Raw genomic sequence first — 23,791 nt, 5'->3', positions numbered from 1 at the left:
TGTTAATCAATAATCGCATTAGAAATGTTACCATTATTATATTGATAGCTTAATTGGCTACATAAATTATTGCATCAAACTATTTTAATACAGTTTTACTAAATATATGGTATTCGCCCGGCGCCATTGTTGCCGAATAAGTATTTGAATTAAGATTAATTGCATTACCAACGGCATCTACCCAATTTCCTGATGCGCCAAAATCTACATTTGCAGTTTGGTTATTCACATCGAAATTCCCAACCACAACTACCGTATTTGAGGCATCAGTAAGTTTAATATATTTCACACCCCCAGTTAAATTATAAGTTGTGTTGGTGGTATTAAAAATGGTATTGTTCTTTTTTAACTTAATAAATTTAGCATACGCGTCGTACAAGGCCTTTCTATTTGAGTCAGAAAAATATTCCCATTTAATAGGTTTTTCTCCGGTTCTACCATTAAAATCTATACTGATATCATAACCCAATTCTCCAAATTGCCAAACCATTTTTGGTCCAGGAATGCTGAAAAGAAAAGCAGCAGCCATTTCTTCGCGTTTTAAGGAAGTTGGCAGATTCCCTTTAATAAGATAAGTGCCTGACATGTTTCCGAAAGAAATATTCTTATAGTTTAAACGCTCTTCATCGTGACTTTCGCCATACGTAATTAAACCATCCGATTTACTGAAGCCATGTTTTGCAAAAAAACCATAGGAGAAATCGGAACTCCCCAACCAGCCCATTGTAGCTTCGTTCATGTTATAATTTAAATTATTCCAAAGCATCATGCCATCATCAGCCAAAACCTTCTCTTCTGATTCTTCTGCAAAATGTTCTAAAATCACATAAAAATTGTTGGCATCAACACCTTTGATAAAGCTATTGTATTCTTTCCATATCGCAACTCTTCCTGCATCATAAAGTCTAAATCCTGCATCATCTGTTGATACTTTTTGCGTAAATCCTTTTGATAAATCAAAACGGAAACCATCAATTTTATACTGTTGCATCCAAAATTTCATCACATTTTTTGCAAAGTATTTGGTTGCAGCACTTTCATGATTAAAATCATACCCAACATTAAAAGGATGTTTCGGATCAACATTAAACCAAGGGCTATTTGATGCTGGTTTCGAGCCATCAAAATACAATTGTACCATTGGCGACTGGCCAAAGGAATGATTTAAAACCATATCCATAATTACCGCGATTCCCCTACCATGACATTCATCAATAAAATTTTGCAAGGCCGTTTTTGTTCCATAGTATTTATCAGGAGCAAAATAGAATGATGGATTATAACCCCAACTCAAATTCCCTTCAAATTCGTTTACAGGCATTAGTTCAATTGCATTAACACCCATGTTTACCAGGTAATCCAATTTAGCTAAAGTTGATACATAGTTATGCTCTGCAGTAAAATCGCGAATAAGCAATTCATAAATTACGAGATTATTTTTTTCTGGCCGTACAAAGCCAGTATTCTTCCAGGCATAAATTGGCTGGTTAGCCTGCATAACACTTACGATACCCGTGGTTTTACCCATTGGATAAGCTTTTAAGTTTGGGTAAGTTGCAGCAGAAATAAAACTGTCGTTTGCAGGATCTAAAATTTTCTCGCAATACGGATCTGCAACTTTTAAAGTACCATCAACCAAAAATTGATAAGCATATTCGGTATTTGGATCTAAATTATCAATTTGAATCCACCACGTATTTCCATCTGCTGTTTTTTTCATAGCCGATGCGGTAGTTGACCAGTTATTAAATTCGCCAATAAGCGAAACCGATGTTTTATTAGGTGCGTAAAGGGTTACGATTGCAGATTTACCCCCGTTAATAAAAGCAACACCATCCTTTGCACCCGCAGGCAAATCAGTTGTAGGTAATACTGGAGGATCAATCCCAGGTCCTTCTGAAGAGGCTTTTTTGCAGGATGTATTAAATACTGTTACCAGCAGTAATAGGTAAATGATTTTTTTCATCTGGTTAGATTTATTAGGGATTTGGTCACTGCGAACCACCAATCCTGCCTGCCGACAAGATTAGTGCTTCGAAGCAGAGATTTGATTAAACCGATCTGTTTTCTTCAATACTTAGCTCAGCAGCTAATACTTCATCCGTTTTCTTTGGTTCTTTGATAAATACAAAGCAGATTATCGCCGCTAAAATCATCAATCCACCGCCAATTTGAACGGCTAATAACCTATCATTATTTAATACGTTGCGCATCAACCAACCGAAACCGAGTGAAGCCATAATTTCTGGCAATACAATAAAGAAATTAAAAATTCCCATGTAAATACCAATCTTATCTTTTGGTAGTGAGCCACTTAGCATGGCATAAGGCATGGATAAAATACTAGCCCAGGCAATACCAACACCCGTCATACACAAATACAACATATTTTTATCATGAACCCAAGCCACACTTATCAAACCAATTGCACCGTAAATTAAACACAAAGCATGCGTCGTTTTGCGACCTAAAGCATCGGCAATTTTTGGCAAAACCAAAGCGAAAAGGAAGGTGATAACGCTATAATAGGCCAAGGTTAAACTTCCGAAATCTGCACCTTGCGCATAAATGGGGTCTGCAGCATCTTTACCACCGAAAACGTTTACCGCAACTGCTGTTGTATAGTAAAACCACATTAAAAATAAACCTGGCCAGGTGAAAAACTGAACCAAAGAAACAATTTGCATTCGTTTTGGCATGTTTCTTAGCGCATGTAAAATTTCACGTGCTCCACCACCAAAACCTTTATTGCTTTCGATAACTTTTTCTTTAAAATCAACATCTTGAGGTGGATATTCTTTCGTAGTAAAAACAGTCCATAATACCGATGCTAAAAAGAAAAATGCACCAATGTAGAATGAAAACTTCACGTTTTCAGGGATGCTGCCTTGTGCTGCAGTATTGGTTAAATGAAATACATTATTCATCACCCATGGCAAAGATGAGGCTATGCTTCCACCCAAACCAATCATCATACTTTGCATGATAAACCCTCTGTTTACCTGGCTATCGGGTAATTTATCAGTAACAAAAGCACGGAAAGGTTCCATTGCGATATTACCGAAAACATCTAAGATATATAGTAATCCTGCAGCCATCCAAAGTACGCTACTGTGCGGCATAAAAATTAAGGCAATACTACTTACAATAGCACCCACTAAGAAATAAGGCCTTCTTCTGCCCCATTTTGGATGCCAGGTTCTATCGCTTAAATAGCCAATAATGGGTTGAACCAACAATCCTGTTAATGGAGCTGCCAAAAACAGCAAGGGTATTTGGTCTGGATTGGCACCAAGGTTTTCGTAAATACGCCCCATGTTGGCACGTTGCAAATCCCATCCGAACTGGATTCCGAAAAACCCGACACTCATATTAATAATTTGTGCGAGTGTTAATTTTGGGTTTTCAAATGCTGTTTTTAAGCTCATTATATTTGGTTTTGGTAACCGAAAAGGTCACAAAGTTATAACGCAGAGACCGCAAAGCTATTTATCTATACTTTGTATCCTTTGCGAAAATCTTTGTGTGCTTTGCGGTTGAAACATTAGTTTAAAATTCTATTACTTGCGCCGAAACCGGTGCAAGTTTTACAGGAATATTTGTACCTGCCGGGATATTTAATTTTTTATCTGTCAACAAATCGGTAACTGGCGATGAAGATTTAACTTTTAAAACATGGTCGGGAATTTCGATGTTTGCTTCCAAACTTTGAGAGCGGTCGAAATTTACAACGACCAATAAACGTTGTTTACCCGAATAGCGAATGAATGCATACATACGATTGTTCATATTCCCTACTTGAGGAACCTCGTATATATCACCATGAATTACCGCATCACTTTGTGTGGTTACTTTTAACAATTGCTGATAATAAGCCCTCAATTTCTTTTGGTTTTCATTAAGTTTTTTGCCATCGAAAGCCCCATTATTCATCCATTTTTGATGATTAGGTACACCCCAATAATCAAAAATTGTAGTACGATTATCATCATCACCAAAACCTTCCACACCCTTACCAGGCTCTCCAACTTCTTGCCCGAAATAAAGCATTACCGGACCCGAACCTAATGTTGCAGAAACAACCATTGCCGGTAAGGCAAGTTCGGCATTCCCCGCAAAGCCAGCTGATGCAATTCGCTCTTCGTCATGATTTTCTAAAAAACGCAACATGTGGTTGCCAAAACCTGCGCTTTCTGCTTGCCAAACCTGGCGAATAACGGAAACATCTGCATTCGGTTCATTTCTGATTAATTTCTTTAAACCATCATAAAGCCCAACTTTATCGTATAGGTAATCGAATTTTCCTTCATCCAAGTATTTTTTATAAACTTTCGGATTATAAGCTTCTCCAATAAAAATCAAATCTGGATTAACTTGTTTTACTTGCGGAATAACCCAGTTCCAGAAAGCAATTGGCACCATCTCGGCCATATCACAACGAAAACCATCAATACCTTTTTTTGTCCAAAAAATTAAAATATCACGCATTTTAACCCAAACCGGAGGTATTGGATCGAAATAATTCTTTTCACCATTTAAGTAGTCTATACCGTAGTTAAGTTTGATGGTTTCAAACCAATCATCATATTTTGGCTGTGCAACAAATGCATTATTTCCTGTTGCCTTTGCAGGATATTCATCAAACCGACCATCTTGTAACCCGGAAATTGGCGTTTGCTTAGGTTCGTGTTGAGGAACTAAAAACTTTTGACCAGGGATGTAATAGAAATCATTCGCAGGACTAAAACCTTTTTTAATATCATCTTTAGAACCAAAATCAACCACATTTTTCGGCTTGGCATAAGAATGATAACTCCTTGCAACATGGTTTGGAACGAAATCGATAATCAATTTTAAATCTTTAGCATGTGTTCTTTTTACCAAAGCTTCAAATTCTTTCATCCTGTTTTTAACATCAACTGCTAAGTCCGGATTTACATCATAATAATCACGAATGGCATAGGGTGAACCTGCTCTGCCTTTAACCACATCCGCATCATCAACCTTAATTCCATATCTAGAATAATCGGTTAAACTGGCGTGAGCAATAGCGCCCGTGTACCAAACGTAGTTTACATGTAATTCTTTGATGCCATCTAAGGCTTGATCGGTAATATCATTAAACTTACCCGAACCATTTTGCTCAATGGTTCCGTAAGGTATGTTTCTTGTGTTTTTATTTCCGAATAAACGGGGTAATAATTGGTAGATAACGATTTGTTTATCGTTCATACTTGTACTCTTTTTTTGTGCGAATGATGATAAAGATAAAAGTAAAAAGATAATGAAAAGGGTCAAATTTCTCCATCTGATCCCTCCAAAGTGGGATAAGCAGGATGCAGAAAAAACACTTCGGTTTATTGTTGCTATAGGTCTTAACCCTATACCTTCAACCTTTATACCCTCTACCTTTTTCATACCAGTTCCGCGTTATTAACTTCAATTTCAGCGTTTCCTTTAAGTTTATAAAACTGATTTTTAATAGCAACTTCTACATCAACATCATTATTATTTTTAATGTTGATGCCATTTTCAGTAATGGTCACTTTCAAGGTTACGCCTCTAAAACCAATCGTAAACGAAAATGATTTCCATTGTGTTGGCAAGAAAGGATTGAATTGTAATTTGCCATCTCGAACACGCATACCCGCAAATCCTTCAACAACGCTCATCCAGGTTCCAGCCATTGACGTGATGTGCAAACCATCTTCGGTATCGTTATTGTAATCGTCTAAATCTAAACGGGCCGTACGCAAATAGAATTCGTAAGCACGAGCCTCATCATTTAATTTTGCCGCTAAAATACTGTGTACGCAAGGCGATAAAGAACTTTCGTGAACGGTACGTGGCTCATAAAAATCGAAGTTTCTTCTGATGGTTTCTAAATCGTAATCCTCTTCGAAGAAATACAATCCCTGTAAAACATCGGCCTGTTTGATGAATGGAGAACGTAAAATTCTATCCCAACTCCATTTTTGATTAATTGGTCGCTCACTTGCCGGCAAATCTTTAACTAAGGTTTGTTCTTTATCTAGATAACCATCTTGCTGCAAGAAAATTCCTGTTTCAGTATCTTCGGGATAGTACATTTTTTCGATGATATCTGCCCAATCTGCAAATTCTTTAGCATCAAAATTTAAGCTTTTTAATAAGCTCGCAGATTTTTCTGGTGATTGATTTTGAACAATTTCAGCAGCTTCGGTGGCATATCTCATACACCAGGTAGCCAATAAATTAGTATACCAGTTGTTGTTTACGTTGTTTTCGTACTCATTCGGACCAGTTACACCAAGCATTACATATTTTTGTTTATCGCTGCTCCAGTTCACACGTTGTTTCCAGAAACGGGCAATGCCGATTAATACTTCTAAACCGAAATCGGATAAATAACTTTCATCCCCTGTATAACGGATATAGTTGTAAATCGCAAAGGCAATGGCTCCATTACGATGAATTTCCTCGAAAGTAATTTCCCATTCGTTATGGCATTCTTCACCATTCATGGTTACCATCGGGTACAATGCGGCACCATCTTTAAATCCTAGTTTTGCCGCGTTTTCTATTGCTTTGCCTAATTGTTTGTAGCGATATATTAATAGATTTTTACTTACCTCCTGTGGTGCAGTTGCCAAATAGAAAGGAACACAATAAGCTTCAGTATCCCAGTAAGTAGAGCCGCCGTATTTTTCGCCGGTAAATCCTTTCGGACCAATGTTTAGCCTATCATCTTTACCTGTGTAGGTTTGGAAAAGTTGAAAAATGTTGAAACGAATAGCCTGTTGGGCAGAAACATCGCCTTCAATGATGATATCGCTTTCTTCCCATTTGGTTGCCCAGGCTTCAGTTTGCTCTTTTAATAAAACATCGAATCCTTTTGATGTTGTTTTAGCAATTACTGATTTAGTTTTTTTTAAAAGTTCGTCTTTAGGATAATTTTCTGAAGATAAATTAGCTACAATTTTAATCAAGGTGATTTCTTCTTTTGCTTTTACGTCCAAAGAGAAAGTTTGTCCAACGAATTTCTCTTTACGAACAGCCTCAGGGTTAATATTCAGCTTTTCGTTATTTTTATACAGTTTAATATTGCTTCCTGTACAAACCTCAAATTCAGTTTTCTTGGTTCTTAATTTGATGTAAGCTTCTGTTCCTGTAATTTCATCAGCAACCATATCCCAGAATTTTTCATCATAATTGCTATCCTGATTTTTAACATCACCATCAATAAAAGGCATTAAAGTTAATTTACCTCCGAAGTTTAAAGGCGTGATGCTATAACTAATTACACCAACTTCATCATCGGCGATGCTGCAAAAACGAATTGCCTTAACTTTTACAATTTTACCACTTTTTAGTTTTGCAGTAAAAGTACGTTCCAAAATACCGGCATGCATATTCAATACCCTTTTGAAATCGCTTACATCAGCCGTTGCTAAATCTAAAACCTCATCATCAATTTTCACTTCGATACCCACCCAATTTGCTGCGTTTAAAACTTTAGCAAAATATTCAGGATAGCCATTTTTCCACCATCCCACGCGGGTTTTATCCGGATAATATACACCGGCAACATAGTTACCAGGTAAAGTTTCTCCAGTATAAGTTTCTTCAAAATTGGCACGTTGCCCCATTCGGCCGTTACCCAAACTGAAAATACTTTCTGAAATTTTATTTAAATGTGGATCAAAGCCTTCTTCAATAATGTTCCACTCATCTGCTTTAATGTAATTCTTCATGATATAGTATCAGGTAATTAGTATCAAGTATCAAGACTTGACCTAAACATATTGTATATTCTATTTCTGGATCAGTTGTAGTACATGTATCAGGTAGCAAGGCTGGGCATAATTAAAATGGCACTTAGCTTGATACTAACTACTTTTTACTCCTTTATAACGCCTCTAAATCTTTAACTGTTAATTTATCTAATCCGCTTACCACCAAATCGGCTTCGGTAAGTATACTTTTTTCACCAATGCCGATGGCTTTCATTCCGCCTCTTTTTGCCGCTTCTACACCCGCAACCGCATCTTCAAAAACCACACATTCATCTGGCTGAAAACCTAAAAGCTCAGCACCCTTAAGAAATACTTCAGGATCTGGTTTTGATTTTGTAACCATATTTCCGTCAACTATTTCATCAAAAAAATGTGCAAGATTTGTTTTTTCTAAAATAAGGCCTGAATTTTTACTTGCCGAACCTAAAGCAAGTTTATAACCAGCCTGATGAATCGCTGCTAAGAAATCAACCGTTCCTGGTAAAACCTCTGCTGGTGTCATTTTGGTAATCATATCTACATACCAACTGTTTTTCAAGGTGGCTAATTCTTGCTTTTCTGCATCCGTTTTTTCTACCTCGCCCCAATCCAAAATTTTATTTAAGCTTTCTACACGACTTACGCCTTTCAACTGCTCATTTTGTTCTTCCGTAAAATCGAAGCCCATCATATTCGCTAAACGTTTCCAGGCCTGGTAATGGTAAACTGCGGTATCTACTAATACACCATCCAAATCAAAGAGACAAGCCTTAGTTGAGGCTGAAGGTTTAAGGTTAGAGGTTGAGGGTTCTGGATGTTTATTTTCTTGCATAGTGTGTATTTTAGTATCAAGTAGTTGGTATTAAGTATCAGGATGTAGTGCTTATAATTGCTTTCTGATTTAGTCTTTCAGCTTTATCTTAATTTAACTCTAAAACTAGAGTTGTTTTAGCAGATACTTTAATCTCTTTGAATGATAAATTATCTCCTGAAATTACATTTTTTGCGGCAGCTATTCCGCTGGTACGTTCAGAAAATCTATCTGTGTTTAAGTTTTTATCTTTATCGGTATTGTTTACAATTACCATAACTGTTCCTTTTGCCGAATCGTTGTAACGGAAATAAACATAGAGATCATCCTGAGGCACAAACTGCATTAGCTTGCCAGTTTGTAAAGCAGGACTGTTTTTACGGTAATTGGCTAAAGTTTTAACAAAGTTAAATGCTTCGTTTTCTTTATTTGTTCTGCCATCGGCGATGAACTTATCCTTTTTATCACCATCCCATCCACCAGGAAAATCTGAACGTATTAATCCATCAGGATTAGAAAAGTTTTTCATTAAAATTTCTGTTCCATAATACATTTCGGGGATACCACGCATGGTTAATAGAATGGACATGCCCATTTTATATTTATCAAAATCTTCGCCAACCATCGAATAGAAGCGGCTCATGTCATGATTATCCAAAAAGATACAATTCGTATTTGGGTTCTTATATAGAAAATCGTGCGACAAAGTTGCGTATAATCTATTAATACCATCTACCCAGCCATTTTTACCATTAATACCTTCGTAAATTGCATCTTTCAATGTAGCATCGGTTATTCCTTGCAAGTGTGTATCAAAACCACGATTTACAGTATTTCCACCAGTAAAGAATGCTTGATTTGGAACTGCAGTTACTAACGTTTCCCCAAAAACTGAAAGACGGGGAAACTCTGCCTGTACCTTCAGTGCCCAATCTGCCATGTAAACAGGATCATTGTAACCGTACGTATCTAAACGCAAACCATCAATTCCGGCATATTCAATCCACCAGATGTGGTTTTGGGTTAAATAGTTTTGAACGAATGGATTACGTTGATTTAAATCGGGCATTGATGAAACAAACCAACCATCAAGCATTTGCTTACGATCTGCCGCCGACGCATGTATATCCATCACCGTTTGATCTCTGTAACTGGTTTGGGTAAATTTTGGCCATTGATTTAACCAGCTTTTCATTGGTAAATCTTTGTAAAACCAATGGTTGGTACCAACATGGTTGTGTACAATATCTTTAATCACCTTCATGCCTTTTGCATGAGCAGTTTCTACATATTTTTTATATAGTTCGTTTGTTCCGTAGCGAGGATCTATTTTGTAATGATCAGTTACTGCATAACCATGATAAGAGGCGTTTGCCATATCGTTCTCCACTTCTGGAGTCATCCAAACGGTAGTTACGCCTAAATCTTTCAGATAATCTAAATGATTGATTACACCCTGAATATCGCCACCATGGCGATAGTACATACTATCACGATTTAAGGATGTCTCAGTTAAACCCTGAACAATGTCATTACTTTTATCACCGTTAGAAAACCTGTCGGGCATTAAAAGGTAAATAAAATCTTTGGCGGTTACACCTTGAATTCTGTTAGTGCTTTTATCACGGTTCTTTAATTCATATGCATAACTAAATATTTTTTTTCCATTAGCAGTGAAGTTAATCGGGAACGTTCCCGGTTTTGCTTTCACAGAAATTTCTAAATCTAAAAATAAATAATTTGGGTTTTCAACTTTGCTTGCCTTAACGAGTTTTACACCTGGGTAAGATAATGAGACCGCACTTTTAGCGATGTTTTCACCATGAACAAGCAATTGTAATTTTGGATTGTGCATCCCAGTGAACCAGAACATTGGTTCGATACGCTCTAACTTTTGGGCAGATAGATTAATGCTAGACAGAAGGAAAAGGAAAGAGATGAAAAATGTTTTTATCCCAGCATAAAGTTGAGACCTTGTAAGTACATTAATTGACAGAGAACTGATCATGCTGAAACTCTAAAAGTAAATCGCCCTGAAGAACTGATGTTCTTCAGGGCGATATATAATAATAATTAGTTTTTAACAATGGTATATGAACCACCAGTTACTTTGTCACCAGATTTTACTAAAGTTAATGTAATGGTATAAGTTCCAGCTGTGGTAACCTTAATATTGTCGCCACCTAAGGCTAGGGTTGCGCCGCCACCTAAGTTAATATCCCAGGCATGCCCGAAACGAAACTTAAATTCTCCAACAGTCAAATTGGTTTTAAGTGTATATACCAATGCTTTTCCATCGTTTGTTACTTTCATATCAGTATCAGCATTCCAACCACCTGGTGTAGCGTCGCCTATCATAGACCATTCATTCGGAATACCAAAAACAATAGTATTCTTTTTTAAATCGACAGTAACTTGTTTAATAATAGCTTCAGGAGATTTTAGATTATCACCAGCACTTGAACTTATAGTTCCAGAACCTGCATCACCGTATGCAACATCCCATTTTTTTGCAGGTGTAATTTTAAATTCTAAATTGTTAGGTGTGAATGCGATCATACCTGTATATATTCCATTACTTGATAACGATACCAAACTATCCGCTGTTGATGGATTCCAACCTTGATATGCACCAGGTACATAAATCCAAGCAGATGCTAAATAAGGAGTTGCGGTTAGCGTTAATACATTAGAAAAAGTCATTGCATTTGCTGCTGCTCCCGATTTTAGTCTAACTTCTATCTGCGCAGCCGTCCCTACCTTTGCTCCTAAAGCCAGCAACATTGTATTAAAGTCGCTTACTGTTGGAGAATATGTAGTGTTACTAACAACAAATTCTCTAGCAGCAGCAAAATTGTTTCCTTTCATATCAAACTGCAAACTTGTTGCAACAGGCACTACATACCCTGTTGAGGTAGCGAGTGGATAAGTTAATGTTAAAGCAGGTTTTGCTGCGTCTGCTTGAACTAAACTTAATGTTGTTGCCGAAGCTGTTAAATTACCAGCAGAACCCACATTAGATACAATTTGAGTTTCGTCTTTTTTACAAGACCAAAGCGATAGGGTAATCAAACCTAATGCTAATGATTTTAAAAATATTGATTTCATATCTTATTTTGTTGAAATTAATAACCTGTATTTTGAACCAAATTTGGATTTGCAATTAAATCCGCATTTGGAATTGGATAAAGATTGCGATAAGCAGGTACGCTTGTTCCAGCTTTTACACCACCTTTAAATGGCCATAAATAAGTAGAACCGGTAAACTTGCCATAACGTACTAAATCTGTACGACGGTGACCTTCCCAATATAATTCTCTACCACGTTCATCTAAATAGAAATCTGTTGTTAAAGCCGCGGCTGTTACATTTCCAGATGTATTTCCATAAGCTCTAAAACGTAATGCATTAACGTAGGTTAATGCCTGAGCAGCATTACCGCCCGAACCGCCTCTTGCCACCGCTTCTCCATAGATTAAATATTGTTCTGCTAAACGAAATAATGCAAAATCTAGTGAACTAAATGTTCCATTTAATGATGCAGGAGTTGTTCCTGTAGAAGTAACATTTCTAAATTTGGTTACTTTTAAACCATCATTTGGTGCATCGATTGCATCAATATTAGCTTTTGAACCTGCAAAAATTCCACGTTTATCTAAAGTGCCGTTAGCATCAGGAAACAAAGCTGGAAGGTTTTGACGCGTACGATTACCAGCCCATCCGCCGTTAGGCACACCATAAGCAGTAGAAACCATACCAGCAGCATCTGCTGCAGTGTAAACAGCTGCATTGATTAAGAATGTTGTACCACCATAATTGGTTCCTTTTACACCATCATAATTAATGGTTAAAATATTCTCTGTATTATTTACGTCGTTATCGGCTAAGAACAAATCTTTGTAGTTTGTTTTTAAAATATAGCTTGCTGCAATTACTTTACTAGAGTAAGTAATGGCTTCAGTATATTTTGCAGTACCAGTATAAACCTGTGCATTTAAATATAATCTTGCTAATAATGCCCAATCTGCACCTTTATCAGCACGACCATAATCGTTTGTACGAGCATCTGCCAAATCTGGCTCAATTGCTTTCAATTCAGATTCTACATAAGCAAATAATGCCGCTCTTTGAATTTGTTTAGGATTTACTTTCCCAATTAAATCATTTTCAGTTATGAAAGGTGGGTTACCAAAGGCATCTAACAATACCCAGTATTGATAAGCACGCAAAAAACGAGCTTCGGCACGGTAACGTAGAACATTGGTTGCATCGGCACCGGTAATGTTACGACTAGCCAATTGTTCTGGAGTACTTTGACGTAGATATTCGTTAACCAAAGTGATTTGAGAAATACTTCTTGAGTATAATCCTCTTAAAAATTGGTTATCGGTAGACCAAGTAGAATTATCTAATTCTGGAATACCAGTATCTCCCCAATTACAAATTGCCTCATCAGTAGTTAATTCCTGACTTGTCCAAAATAACCTTAAAAAATCTGCAAATCCTGCGTTTAAACCACCTACATCACTGTTATCAGATCCTGATGGACTAGTTAATGCATAATTGGCGTACAACCTAACCAACTCTTGTTTGTATCCAGCAGGAGTAGCATATACTACGCTTTCTGTAACATCATTAGTTGGAAGTACGTTTAATGACTCTTTTTTACAAGAGTTTAACGACAGCAATAAAACTGCTGAGGTTAATATTGTTTTAAATGAATTTTTCATTTCTATATTTTAATTAAAAACCAACGTTTAAGCCTAAAGTATATGTTCTTGGTCTAGGATAAAGATTGTAATCAATACCTGTCACTGACTCAGGATCAAGCCCTTTGTACTTAGATACGACAAAAACATTTTGGCAGTTTGCTGAAATACGCATCGTTGTATTTCCATTTTTAGATAATTTGCCAACATTATATGCCAGCCCTAAATTATCCATCTTAAGAAACGATGCATTTTTAATATAATAATCGCTTAAATATTGCGTACCTGTAAAACCTGTATTTAATAAGTCGCTACTGGCATTGTTCAATACCCCTACTGAAGTTAAAATATTTGATTTAATGCCATAGTTTGATGCAACATTATCATAAATGTAGTTACCAATATTAGCTCTTAAAACAGTATTGATTGTCCATTTTTTATAACTAAAGGAAGTGTTGAAACCAAAAGTGAAATCTGGATTAGGCGATTTATAAAAATACTGATCATCCGGTGTAATTGCGCCGTCTCCATTCAAATCTGCATAAACACCTTCAAGTGGTTTACCTTCGCTGTTATATACTTGTTTGTAAACAAAATATGAACCTGGAATTTGGTTAACTGCGTTGTATTTTAAATGCACACCAGTGCCACCGGTAATGTCACCAGCATCAATTTTAAAACCAGAATTTGGGTTCAAAGTTAGGTTAGTTACCTTTCTTCTATTGTAGGCAGCATTAATTCCAAAATCCCAAGTGATGTTATCAGATTTGATTGCTACAAAGTTTAAACTAGCCTCAGCACCTCTTACGTCCATATTACCAACATTTGTTGTTAATACGTTGCTAAAGTTTGTTCCCACTGGAATGGTAACCGTACTCAATAAGTCTTTGGTTTTTTTGTAATAAACATCTACACTACCGTACAATCTTCCTTGTAAAAAACCGTAATCTAAACCAGCATTGTAGGTGGTTGTCGATTCCCATTTTAAATCTGGATCATACCCCGCAGGTGCATAATAGTTATAGAAAGTATTACCAATTTGGTATTGACCAGTATTAGTATTAGCATAATATTTAGATAAGTAATCGTAGTTACCAATACCATCTTTATTACCGGTTTCACCATAACTTAATCTTAGTTTTAAGTCTGATACCACTTTGCTATCCTTCAAGAAATTTTCGCCGATAATTTTCCATGTAAAACCAACTGAAGGAAAATAACCCCAGCGATTGTTTTCAGCAAATTTTGAAGAAGCATCGGCACGCATTGTACCAGATAAAATATATTTATCAGCTAACGTGTATACAAATCTTCCATAATAAGAAAGCAATTTATTACGTTCAACCGAAAAAGGGAAAACTGGAGTTACCAGAGCGACACCCGTACCTGTATAATTGGTAAAATTGTACAAAGTTGTAGAGTTATCATAATAACCGTAACCAGCAGTTACATCAAATCTGCTTCGGATACTTTCTACATTATGTGCATAATTTAAATAAAATTCAGAAAATTTATCATTGCCTGTTCTAAGGGCACGAGAAAACGACCCTTGAGTAGAGTCACTTTGCGCTGCAAACGTAGGCACACTAATAGCACCATAACCTTTAGATACATCATAACCAACATTTAAATTGGCATGCAATTCTGGTAAAAAGTGGAAAGAATAATCAAATTTTGCATTACCAACACTTCTAGCCGCATTACCATTGTTATCTTGTAATCTAATTAAGCCAACCGGATTACGTGGTGCATTTGGATTTGGAACCATATCAGCACCCGTTCCTTGAGTCCACTCATAATAGTTGCCATATTTATTCGCAACATTAACTGGTTGAGTTGGATCAAATTGGATAGCATTGCTGATAGCGCCTGAGTTTGCAAAATGCGAATCTGTTAATGTACCTTTTAAATTTAAATCGATTTTTAAATGATCTTTAAATAATCTTGGCGATAAAGTGATTGACCCTGTTCCACGTTTAAGTTTATCAGTAATCAATAAACCATCCTGATCCAAATAACCAGCAGAAACGCGGTAAGGAACACCTTTAAATGAACCCGCAATGCTTAAATTATTATCCGTTGTAAATGCGTTTTGGTAAATTTCATCTTGCCAATCTGTACTTGCTGTTCCTAATAATGCTTTTTGATTTGCACTACCATTTGCATTTACATAAGTACGAACCTGGTCTGCAGATAAAACATCAACTTTTTTAATAACGGTTGCAATAGAATTGTTGGTGCTAAAGTTAATTACAGGTGCACCAGAACCACCTTTTTTGGTTGTAATTAAAATTACCCCATTTGATGCCCTAGAACCGTAAATCGCTGTTGCGTTTGCATCCTTTAAAACGGTAAACGTTTCAATATCGTTCGGGTTAATTAATGATAACGGGCTTGGCGCATTATCAATAGTATTTCCGCTAAAAGGAACTCCATCAATTACAATCAATGGATCGTTGCTAGCATTAAGCGAAGCACCACCACGAATACGAATTGTACTACCTACACCAGGCTGACCACTATTTGAAATTACATTTACACCAGCTATTTTACCTTGGATTAATTGTTCTGGCGTTGTAATAGCCCCTTTTTGGAAATCCTTTGAATTTACTGTTGTAATCGAGCCTGTTAGGTTTTTCTTTTCTGCAGTACCGTAACCGATAACCACAACTTCATTTAATTTTTGTGCATCAGGCACCAATTGGAAATTGGCTGTTGCATTAGCAGTTACATTTACTGATTTTTCTAAAGTTTGATAACCGATGAAACTGGCAGATAAGGTTAGGGAACCATTTGTTAATCCTGACAATTTAAAGTTACCGTTTCCATCTGTAGATGTACTTCTGGTTGTTCCTTTTACTAAAATGGAAGCACCAGGTAATGGTTGGCCGGTTTCATCAAGCACCGTACCGGATACAGACCCGGTTTGTGCCTTTACGATTAATGCTGAAAAAACTAACAGCACCAAAAGCCCCTGCTTTAACAGGTAAAATACTTTCATATTCGAAGCTCGTTTAAGTATAAAAATTTGGTTAAATATTATAGTGATTTACACATAGGCCTAATTTACAGCACATAATGATATTTCAAAACTTATTTAAAAAATATATTTTCAGTTAACAATTGAACTTATTTTTTAATGAAAAAATTGGCACTTTTTTATATTTTAATTTTTACATCTCTTAAGAATTATAAACATAAATAACTGATTAACAGATAAATAAAAATGTTAAATTTAAATTTAAGGTGTAATTTTTACACTAAGTACTTTTTAGACTGTTTTTCGGGAACGTTCCCGAAGATTTTCAGCGCATTCGGGAATATTTTTCGGGAACGTTCCCGAAGATTCTGCAAAATTCTGCCTAAAATACACTAAGTGATGACTTTTTTTGATGAAAATCACCATCAAAAAAGAAGAGAAATTTTATGGTTTTTCGGGCGAATTTGAGGTTGAATTTCGCATGATTATTTTCGATTCTAAAACCACTTCTGATGGTAGATTTTTGAGACCGTTAGCATCTAAAATTTTGAATAACATTTTAGCTGCTTCAGTACCAATTTCCGTTGCTGGCTGTGTAATTGTAGTTAACGATGGATTAAGTAAAGGCGCAATCTCTAAACTTGAAAAACTAATAATCTTTAAATCCTCAGGAATAGAAATATTCAGATTATAACAGGCATAATAAGTGGCAAATGCCAAACGTTCAACCGATGCAAAAAAACCATCTGGCTTTAATTGAGTTAATGCGTTTTTTATAATCACACTGTTTTCTTCGTAACTGTTACTACAATCAACAATTAATTGTTCTTCGAAGGGTAAGTTATGCTTAGCCAAGGCATCTATATAACCCTGCATACGTGTTTTACCAATCGATAAGCTCTTATTAACAACCAGGTAACTAATGCGCTTACAACCTTGTTCTATTAAATGCTCAGTTGCTAAAAAACTACTTTTGTAATCATTCGTAATTATTCTTGGTGTTTCAATATCTTCATAAACTCTATCAAAGAAAACCAATGGTAATCGATTTGCACCAAATTTATTAAGGTAATTATGATCATTAGCTTCACCCGAAACCGACATAATAATTCCATCGGCACGGCCATTATGCAAATGATTTATAAAGTTCACTTCTTTTGAATAATCATCATCTGTTACATAAATTAAAATATGATAGCCATTTTCACGGGCAACCCTTTCAATACCATGAATAGCTTGTGAGAAGTAATTATTCGCCAACTCCGGAACAATTACCGCTATTGTTTTGCTCTTTTGTTCGCGTAAGTTGCTTGCATAATGATTTGGTTGATAGTTTAATTCTTTTGCCTTTTCTAAAATAAGTGTTTTAGTAGCGGCATTAATATCACTGTTATCTCTAAAGGCTCTGGAAATTGTAGAAGTAGATAAATTTAGGGCTTCAGCTAATTTCTTTATATTAATACTATCCATTTTTGGTTTTAAAACCTAATTGTTAGAAAAACTATGCCGTAAATATAAAATATTAAAATTCTAAATGCAGTGATAATTTTTTAAATCAATGTCCCCATCTTATAGCCTGTTTAATTTATATTGAAAATGTTTATCACTTATTTTTTGAGCAAAACAAGGGAAACGTTGCAGAGATAGTTATCCTATCTCGAAATATTTAACGATGTTGAAGCCGAAAAGAAGCATAAACAAATTATTAGATGAATTTTAAACAGGCCCTTACTATAATTACTATTAGAATGCTATCAATTTATGTATAAGTGAATGCACTGTTTTACTTTAGGTGATAAGAAAAAAAATAATTTATTTTTACAAAACAAAACACTGATTTAAACTATTAGTAATAAACAAAAATAATTATAATACAATACCGCGCTATACCGGTAAACTTCGTAATAGTAACAAATGGATGGAAAATAAACGAATACTTATTGCAGATGATGATGAAGGAATAGTTGACGCGGTTACAATGATATTGCAAGTAATGGGTTATGAAGTTGATTTTACATATGATGGAGGTGCTGTTATAGATGCAGTTAAAAATAAACCAGATTTAATTCTTCTTGATATTTGGATGAGCGGTCACGATAGCAGAGATATTTGCAAACAGCTCAAAAACGATCCTATTTTTAAAGAAATACCAATTTTAATGATTTCTGCTAGCCGTGATATCAAGCAATCTGCACTTGATGCAGGAGCTAATGATTTTATGGAGAAACCATTTGAAATGGATTCTCTGCTAAATAAGGTTACGCATTTATTAAACTAATAAAGGCCTGTCTCAAAAATACGAAATGTCATCCTAAGCCTGTCGAAGGACTTGCAAAATTGCCCATTTAGGCGTTTCGACAAGCTCAACGTGACTAGATTCAAAGATAAATTGATTTATGAGAAAGCCTCCTCTATTCTACAAATTAGCTAGCAATTTAGTTTTTATTTGACTTTAACTGTTCACAAAATGGTTCCTTATTCAAGGTTTTATATTCACTACTTTAATGCTTCATCCTTTCCTTTGTAAAGAAAAAAATCTTTTTAAATTTTGAAAATAAAAATTAGGAATTTAGAAGATTAAATGTCTGAACAAAGTGCATCGGTTTTAAGAAAGATAATTCATATTGATATGGATGCATTTTATGCATCTGTAGAACAAAGGGATTTTCCAGAATACCGCGGCAAACCTTTAGTTGTAGGCGGAAAACCTGATAGCAGAGGCGTTGTGGCAACAGCCAGTTACGAAGCCAGGCAATATGGAATTCGATCGGCGATGTCATGCAGTAAAGCCTACCAACTCTGCCCTACGGCAATTTTCGTTTACCCAAGGTTTGATGCATATACATCTGCATCAAAAAGCATTAGAGAAATTTTTAGCAGATATACAGATATTATCGAACCACTCTCTTTAGATGAAGCCTATCTGGATGTTACAGAAGATAAATTAGGTATTGGTTCTGCAATTGATATTGCCCAATCAATAAAAAATGCAATTAAAAACGAATTAAACCTTACTGCTTCTGCAGGCGTTTCGGTTAATAAGTTTGTAGCAAAAATTGCATCTGATATGAATAAACCCGATGGCTTAACTTTTATCGGGCCATCAAAAATTAAAGGGTTTATGGAAAAGCTCCCTGTAGAAAAATTTTTCGGTGTTGGTAAAGTTACTGCCGCCCGAATGAAAGCTATGCAGATTAATACTGGGGCTGATTTAAAAAAGTTAACAGAAGATCAGCTCCTTGCCCAATTCGGAAAATCAGGAAAGTTTTATTATAAAGTTGTTAGGGGAATTGATGATCGTCCTGTGCAATCGCATCGCGAAACAAAATCCGTCGGTGCCGAAGATACTTTTGCTGAAGATACTGATGAAGATTCGGTAATGCATAGTTTATTGCAACAAATTAGCGTTACAGTGGCTAATCGTTTAGAAAAACATCAATTAAAAGGTAAAACCATTACATTGAAAATTAAATTCGAGGATTTTAAACAAATTACCCGAAGTCGTTCCTTTTCAAACCCAATAAATAAATCGGATATAATTTACTGTGAAGCCATTAAACTGCTTAATGAAGCAGATATAGGTTTAATGAAAGTGAGGTTACTTGGCATTACATTATCTAGGTTTTATGAGGATTTGCCATTAGAAAAGGAAGATAACAATCAATTGGAGTTTGAATTTTAAATACAGGATGACTTTATTGCAAAAAAAAACTTATTAATAGTCTATTTAGGAATATACTGAAATTTAAGTATAGTTTAAATGATTAAAAGTTCTTAACTTAATTTAAGAATTAAAATAAGTTTTCATGAAAGGCATCATTAAAAAAAATGCTCATGCTTTAACTCGTGAGTTAGACTGGCTTTCAAAAGTTATTGATACCAGCATAAAATTGTATTTTGAGCAGGAAGCTCCCTACCAAAGCATTTACGATATTCCACCTCCTGATATCACTAAAGATGAATCTTTTTATGCAGAAGTAATTAAGCGAGACCAAACCAGTATTGCCGAAAGGATTGTTTTATTATTAAGTTTGGCACCACACATCAGACCACAAATGCTTGATGTTTTCTTAATAAAAAATAAAAATTTAGATAAGAATTTCACTGAATTTGGAGGTGTTTGTGATACAAAATGCAATTGTTTTATACCTACTGGCGAAACTGCAGCATTTATTTTAGCGATGAACAACCTCGAAAGCCGATTCGATCTGTTCAATCTTTTTTGCGAAGATCACTACTTTAAAAAAAGAAATATCCTTCAAATTGTAAAACCAAAAAGTTACGAGCCTTACCTTTCTGGCGCTTTAATTCTCTCTTTAGAGTACTTAAGTTATTTAAGTGTAGGGCTTTCAAAATTTACAGCGGTTTATGCAGCTGATTAGCTATACATTTTGAAAGCCGATGAAAAGTATTAAACCAATTTAAATTTTTATCACTTACGTAATGATATGCTTGATAATGCGATATCTGTTATCGGCTTAATACCGCTTTTACTAATTTCTAATTTATTTATTGGCGATGTAGGGAAGAATGTATCTGTGATGCTGGTTATTCCTTCATCTGCAAAAACTTCTATTGATGCGGCATCTAATATTAAATCCAATTTACCAGTTTGCGAATTGGAAATTCGTGGCGCAGAGTGCTTTTTAGCGAAGCCTTTTTCAAAATTTGAAATACCTGCTTCAGTTCTATCGATATAGTAGCTATTTAATTTGCTATCATAACCAACCATCAGTTTTTCACCTTTATTGTTTCCGAGGTTAATAGAGAAGCTTTCAGAAGCATCAAAAGTTAAACTGAGTTTAAAACATCCATTCAGTTGTTTAACCGTTTCTGACAGATTAATTTTTTTATCAAAAGATAAAGATTTTTTCTTTCCGATAGGCGTAAGTAAAGGTGTAATTTCTTTTACAGGAATAGATGTTAAATAGAATTCATTGTTAATTTTATTTAAACCCAGTTCGCGAGGCAATGTAGTCGCTCCCCTCCACTCCTTTGTAGGAACCAGATCTGCATATTGCCAGTTGTTCATCCAGCCGATAAAAATTTTTCGCTTGCCGGTATTAGACCACGTTACACCCGCATAGTTATCGGTTCCGTAATCAACCCATTTTTCTTTTTTAGAATCTGGCAAAAAAGTTGTTCCATCAAAACTTCCGGTAAAATATTGAGTTGCTGAGCCTCCATTTGGACCACCCGGATTTATACTAACCATAAGTATCCACTTGGTTTCGCCATTGTAAGTTAAAGGAAAAAGATCAGGACATTCCCAAACACCACCATGAGCGCCAAGATTGTTCCCAAAGTCACTTTCTTTTTTCCAATCTTTCAAATCAGGCGAAGAATAAAAGGTAACCCTATCTTTAGTGGCAAGGGTCATAACCCACTTCTTTCCTTTTTCAAACCACATTACTTTAGGATCTCTAAAATCTGTAATTCCAGGGTTTGGCAGCACTGGATTTCCTTTATATTTTTTCCAGCTTTCACCTTCATCAGTACTATAGGCAATGCTTTGGTATTCATGTAAGCCCGTTTTAGCTTTTTCAATTTCTGAGTTATGATGTGTGAAAATTGCTACCATTGCATTTTTTCCAAAGCCGGCGGTATTATTTTCATCGAGCACTGCACTTCCAGAGAAAATCATTCCCAAACTATCAGGATAAAGCGCTATTGATTTTTCCTGCCATTGAAATAAATCCTTGCTTGTAGCATGACCCCAATGCATTGGCCCCCACTTTGTGCTGTTTGGATAATACTGATAGAATAAATGATAAACACCATTGTGGTAAATCATTCCATTAGGATCGTTCATCCAATGTGCTTTAGGCGAAAAATGAAATTTTGGCCTAAAGTCTTGCGCAGACAGGTTACTAATTTGTAATCCTAAAAACACCACTAGAATCAATCTTATATTATTCATATTATAATTTTAAAGGATAAGAGCCTGTTTAAAATTTATCTAATAATTTGTATATGCTACTTTTCGGCTGCAAAATCGTTAAATATTTCGAGATATGCTGGTTATCTCTGCAACATTTGCCTTATTCCGCTCAAAAAATAAACGATAAACATTTTCACAATATAAGTTAAACATGCTCTAAATGCATTTGATGCCTACCAACCAAATTGCTAATACAATGAAAAGCAAAACTTTATAGCATATTTATTTCTGGTAAGAGGGGACAATCTGTTCTGGTTTTCCCACTATTCCAAAACGATTTTAAGCTTATCAGCGCTTAGCCTTGCCCTAAGCCATTTTTCCATTCTGCTTTTCTCCGATGACGGCATTTTACTATTGAGGATAGCGGTAAACTGAAGAACGGTATCCTTTTTAAGGGTATCGGTATTCATAAAAATAGTCTTGGCGACACTATAGCTCTTTATGGCCGGAAACAGGCTCTTGATTTCTTCGCGGATTTCAGGAAATCCGCTTTCATTCTTAGTCCCAGCTATTTTTTTTATTGCCAGGGAATCCCGGTTAAAAACATCCTCCATGATACTGGCCTTGATTTGCGAGAAATCTACATTTGCCCGGGCATCCAGTCCCTGGCGAATGATCAGTCGGGTACCCTGCAGTTTGTATGCAGACAATTTGGATTGTATGCTATCAATGGCCGTTTTCGTCAGCTCTGCACCGATCAGAAGTAAGTCTATCTCTTTGGATTTCCTGGAGTACCTGAAACTTTTATTAACAACCTGAGTATTGCTAAAATTAAATTCCTCACGAACAAAGCGCTGTGCACTGTTCTCAAAGATACTTTTCTGCACAATGCCGTAAGCGAGATAAATGCTGGGTAGAATGGTTAGCAATACGGTAATGAGGATATACTTTGACACCCTTTTCTCTGTATTTTTGTCCTCAAAATGTTTTTTGTTAAATTTCAGGAAACGAACGATCAGATAGGTGGAAATACAAATGAACAGGCTGTTGATAAAAAATAGATACATTGCGCCGGCAAAAAACAATAGGTTACCCGCGGCAAGTCCAAAGCCAGCAGTACACAATGGGGGCATTAGTGCGGTAGCAATGGCAACCCCTGGAATTACATTGCTTTTCTCTTTTCTCGTCACCGCTATTGCGCCTGCCAGGCCGCCGAAAAATGCGATAAACACATCCCATATTGAGGGAGTTGTCCTTGCCAGAAGTTCACTCTGGGCATCATGCAGGGGCGTAATATAAAAATACAAAGTGGAGGTGGCAATACTGATTATTGCGGCAATCAATAGGTTTCGTCCGCCCTTCCTTACCAAAGCCAGATCGTTGGTTCCTATACCCAGCCCAACGCCAATGATTGGCCCCATCAAGGGGGAGATAAGCATGGCACCGATTATTACCGCGGTAGAGTTTACGTTTAGTCCAATGGAGGCAATGAATATGGCAAATATCAGGGTCCAGAGACTTGACCCAACAAAGATCGTATTGGTTTTGATGGCCGCCACAACCTCTTCCTCGTTGGCCTTGTCCAGGTGCAGGTTAAACCTGTGCTGAAAAAATAATCTAATATAACTGCTTAGTCCTGATTCTTTATCTCTCATA

At 36.0% G+C, this 23,791-nt stretch carries 15 protein-coding genes; 3 read left to right on the top strand and 12 right to left on the bottom strand.

Annotated features, from left to right (window positions below; genetic code table 11):
• Positions 1–79 precede the first annotated feature (79 nt).
• The 10 genes from IEV50_RS17380 to IEV50_RS17335 all read right to left on the bottom strand — a co-directional run bounded on the left by IEV50_RS17380 (position 80) and on the right by IEV50_RS17335 (position 17,724).
• Entirely contained in the window at positions 80–1,966 is a 1,887-nt protein-coding gene (locus IEV50_RS17380) for an alpha-amylase family glycosyl hydrolase (RefSeq protein ID WP_188416791.1), read from the bottom strand.
• An 85-nt stretch (positions 1,967–2,051) separates the two neighbouring features.
• Positions 2,052–3,428, bottom strand: coding sequence for an MFS transporter (locus tag IEV50_RS17375; RefSeq protein WP_188416790.1), 1,377 nt, complete (start codon positions 3,426–3,428; stop codon positions 2,052–2,054).
• A gap of 121 nt (positions 3,429–3,549) precedes the next feature.
• Complete coding sequence (locus tag IEV50_RS17370) at positions 3,550–5,232, bottom strand: alpha-amylase family protein (RefSeq protein ID WP_188416788.1); 1,683 nt, start codon at positions 5,230–5,232, stop codon at positions 3,550–3,552.
• 182 nt (positions 5,233–5,414) lie between these two features.
• Positions 5,415–7,733 (bottom strand): glycoside hydrolase family 65 protein, encoded by a 2,319-nt coding sequence (locus IEV50_RS17365; protein ID WP_188416786.1) that lies wholly within the window; start codon positions 7,731–7,733, stop codon positions 5,415–5,417.
• Between the two features lie 154 nt (positions 7,734–7,887).
• Positions 7,888–8,586, bottom strand: coding sequence for a beta-phosphoglucomutase (pgmB, locus tag IEV50_RS17360; protein WP_188416784.1), 699 nt, complete (start codon positions 8,584–8,586; stop codon positions 7,888–7,890).
• A gap of 88 nt (positions 8,587–8,674) precedes the next feature.
• Positions 8,675–10,438: a glycoside hydrolase family 13 protein gene (locus tag IEV50_RS17355; RefSeq protein ID WP_229746784.1), complete on the bottom strand. Its 1,764-nt coding sequence runs from the start codon at positions 10,436–10,438 to the stop codon at positions 8,675–8,677.
• 200 nt (positions 10,439–10,638) lie between these two features.
• Positions 10,639–11,673: a SusE domain-containing protein gene (locus IEV50_RS17350; protein WP_188416779.1), complete on the bottom strand. Its 1,035-nt coding sequence runs from the start codon at positions 11,671–11,673 to the stop codon at positions 10,639–10,641.
• 17 nt (positions 11,674–11,690) lie between these two features.
• On the bottom strand, positions 11,691–13,295 hold the full coding sequence (locus IEV50_RS17345; RefSeq protein ID WP_188416777.1) for a RagB/SusD family nutrient uptake outer membrane protein: 1,605 nt from the start codon (positions 13,293–13,295) through the stop codon (positions 11,691–11,693).
• A 13-nt stretch (positions 13,296–13,308) separates the two neighbouring features.
• Positions 13,309–16,275, bottom strand: a complete 2,967-nt coding sequence (locus tag IEV50_RS17340; RefSeq protein ID WP_188416775.1) for a SusC/RagA family TonB-linked outer membrane protein — start codon at positions 16,273–16,275, stop codon at positions 13,309–13,311.
• A gap of 423 nt (positions 16,276–16,698) precedes the next feature.
• Positions 16,699–17,724 carry a LacI family DNA-binding transcriptional regulator gene (locus IEV50_RS17335; protein ID WP_188416773.1) on the bottom strand — a complete coding sequence of 342 codons (1,026 nt, stop codon included), beginning with the start codon at positions 17,722–17,724 and terminating at the stop codon, positions 16,699–16,701.
• A 448-nt stretch (positions 17,725–18,172) separates the two neighbouring features.
• Here IEV50_RS17335 and IEV50_RS17330 point away from each other — a divergent pair, with 448 nt between their 5' ends.
• From IEV50_RS17330 to IEV50_RS17320, 3 genes are all read left to right on the top strand, one after another.
• Complete coding sequence (locus IEV50_RS17330) at positions 18,173–18,532, top strand: response regulator (protein WP_188416771.1); 360 nt, start codon at positions 18,173–18,175, stop codon at positions 18,530–18,532.
• 303 nt (positions 18,533–18,835) lie between these two features.
• Positions 18,836–19,936, top strand: coding sequence for a DNA polymerase IV (dinB, locus tag IEV50_RS17325; protein ID WP_188416769.1), 1,101 nt, complete (start codon positions 18,836–18,838; stop codon positions 19,934–19,936).
• 124 nt (positions 19,937–20,060) lie between these two features.
• A complete protein-coding gene (locus IEV50_RS17320) occupies positions 20,061–20,636 on the top strand; it encodes a hypothetical protein (protein ID WP_188416763.1) in 576 nt (191 codons plus the stop codon).
• Positions 20,637–20,686: 50 nt separating this feature from the next.
• Here the strand turns inward: IEV50_RS17320 and IEV50_RS17315 are convergent, their stop codons facing one another.
• Together IEV50_RS17315 and IEV50_RS17310 are read right to left on the bottom strand one after the other, a co-directional pair.
• Positions 20,687–22,174, bottom strand: coding sequence for a glycoside hydrolase family 32 protein (locus IEV50_RS17315; RefSeq protein ID WP_188416761.1), 1,488 nt, complete (start codon positions 22,172–22,174; stop codon positions 20,687–20,689).
• Positions 22,175–22,458: 284 nt separating this feature from the next.
• A complete protein-coding gene (locus IEV50_RS17310; protein ID WP_188416759.1) occupies positions 22,459–23,790 on the bottom strand; it encodes a TIGR00341 family protein in 1,332 nt (443 codons plus the stop codon).
• Position 23,791: the final 1 nt, after the last annotated feature.

It is taken from the genome of Pedobacter mendelii (assembly GCF_014635725.1).
Classification (GTDB): Bacteria; Bacteroidota; Bacteroidia; order Sphingobacteriales; family Sphingobacteriaceae; genus Pedobacter; species Pedobacter mendelii.
Note: the sequence above shows the minus strand (reverse complement) of the source record. Positions and strands in the feature narration are given on the sequence as shown.

Bases quoted from the DNA above. Each gene is read 5' to 3' on its own strand.
- IEV50_RS17380 (WP_188416791.1), bottom strand. From the start codon at position 1,966: ATGAAAAAAATCATTTACCTATTACTGCTGGTAACAGTATTTAATACA.
- IEV50_RS17375 (WP_188416790.1), bottom strand. From the start codon at position 3,428: ATGAGCTTAAAAACAGCATTTGAAAACCCAAAATTAACACTCGCACAA.
- IEV50_RS17370 (WP_188416788.1), bottom strand. From the start codon at position 5,232: ATGAACGATAAACAAATCGTTATCTACCAATTATTACCCCGTTTATTC.
- IEV50_RS17365 (WP_188416786.1), bottom strand. From the start codon at position 7,733: ATGAAGAATTACATTAAAGCAGATGAGTGGAACATTATTGAAGAAGGC.
- pgmB (WP_188416784.1), bottom strand. From the start codon at position 8,586: ATGCAAGAAAATAAACATCCAGAACCCTCAACCTCTAACCTTAAACCT.
- IEV50_RS17355 (WP_229746784.1), bottom strand. From the start codon at position 10,438: ATGTTCTGGTTCACTGGGATGCACAATCCAAAATTACAATTGCTTGTT.
- IEV50_RS17350 (WP_188416779.1), bottom strand. From the start codon at position 11,673: ATGAAATCAATATTTTTAAAATCATTAGCATTAGGTTTGATTACCCTA.
- IEV50_RS17345 (WP_188416777.1), bottom strand. From the start codon at position 13,295: ATGAAAAATTCATTTAAAACAATATTAACCTCAGCAGTTTTATTGCTG.
- IEV50_RS17340 (WP_188416775.1), bottom strand. From the start codon at position 16,275: ATGAAAGTATTTTACCTGTTAAAGCAGGGGCTTTTGGTGCTGTTAGTT.
- IEV50_RS17335 (WP_188416773.1), bottom strand. From the start codon at position 17,724: ATGGATAGTATTAATATAAAGAAATTAGCTGAAGCCCTAAATTTATCT.
- IEV50_RS17330 (WP_188416771.1), top strand. From the start codon at position 18,173: ATGGAAAATAAACGAATACTTATTGCAGATGATGATGAAGGAATAGTT.
- dinB (WP_188416769.1), top strand. From the start codon at position 18,836: ATGTCTGAACAAAGTGCATCGGTTTTAAGAAAGATAATTCATATTGAT.
- IEV50_RS17320 (WP_188416763.1), top strand. From the start codon at position 20,061: ATGAAAGGCATCATTAAAAAAAATGCTCATGCTTTAACTCGTGAGTTA.
- IEV50_RS17315 (WP_188416761.1), bottom strand. From the start codon at position 22,174: ATGAATAATATAAGATTGATTCTAGTGGTGTTTTTAGGATTACAAATT.
- IEV50_RS17310 (WP_188416759.1), bottom strand. From the start codon at position 23,790: ATGAGAGATAAAGAATCAGGACTAAGCAGTTATATTAGATTATTTTTT.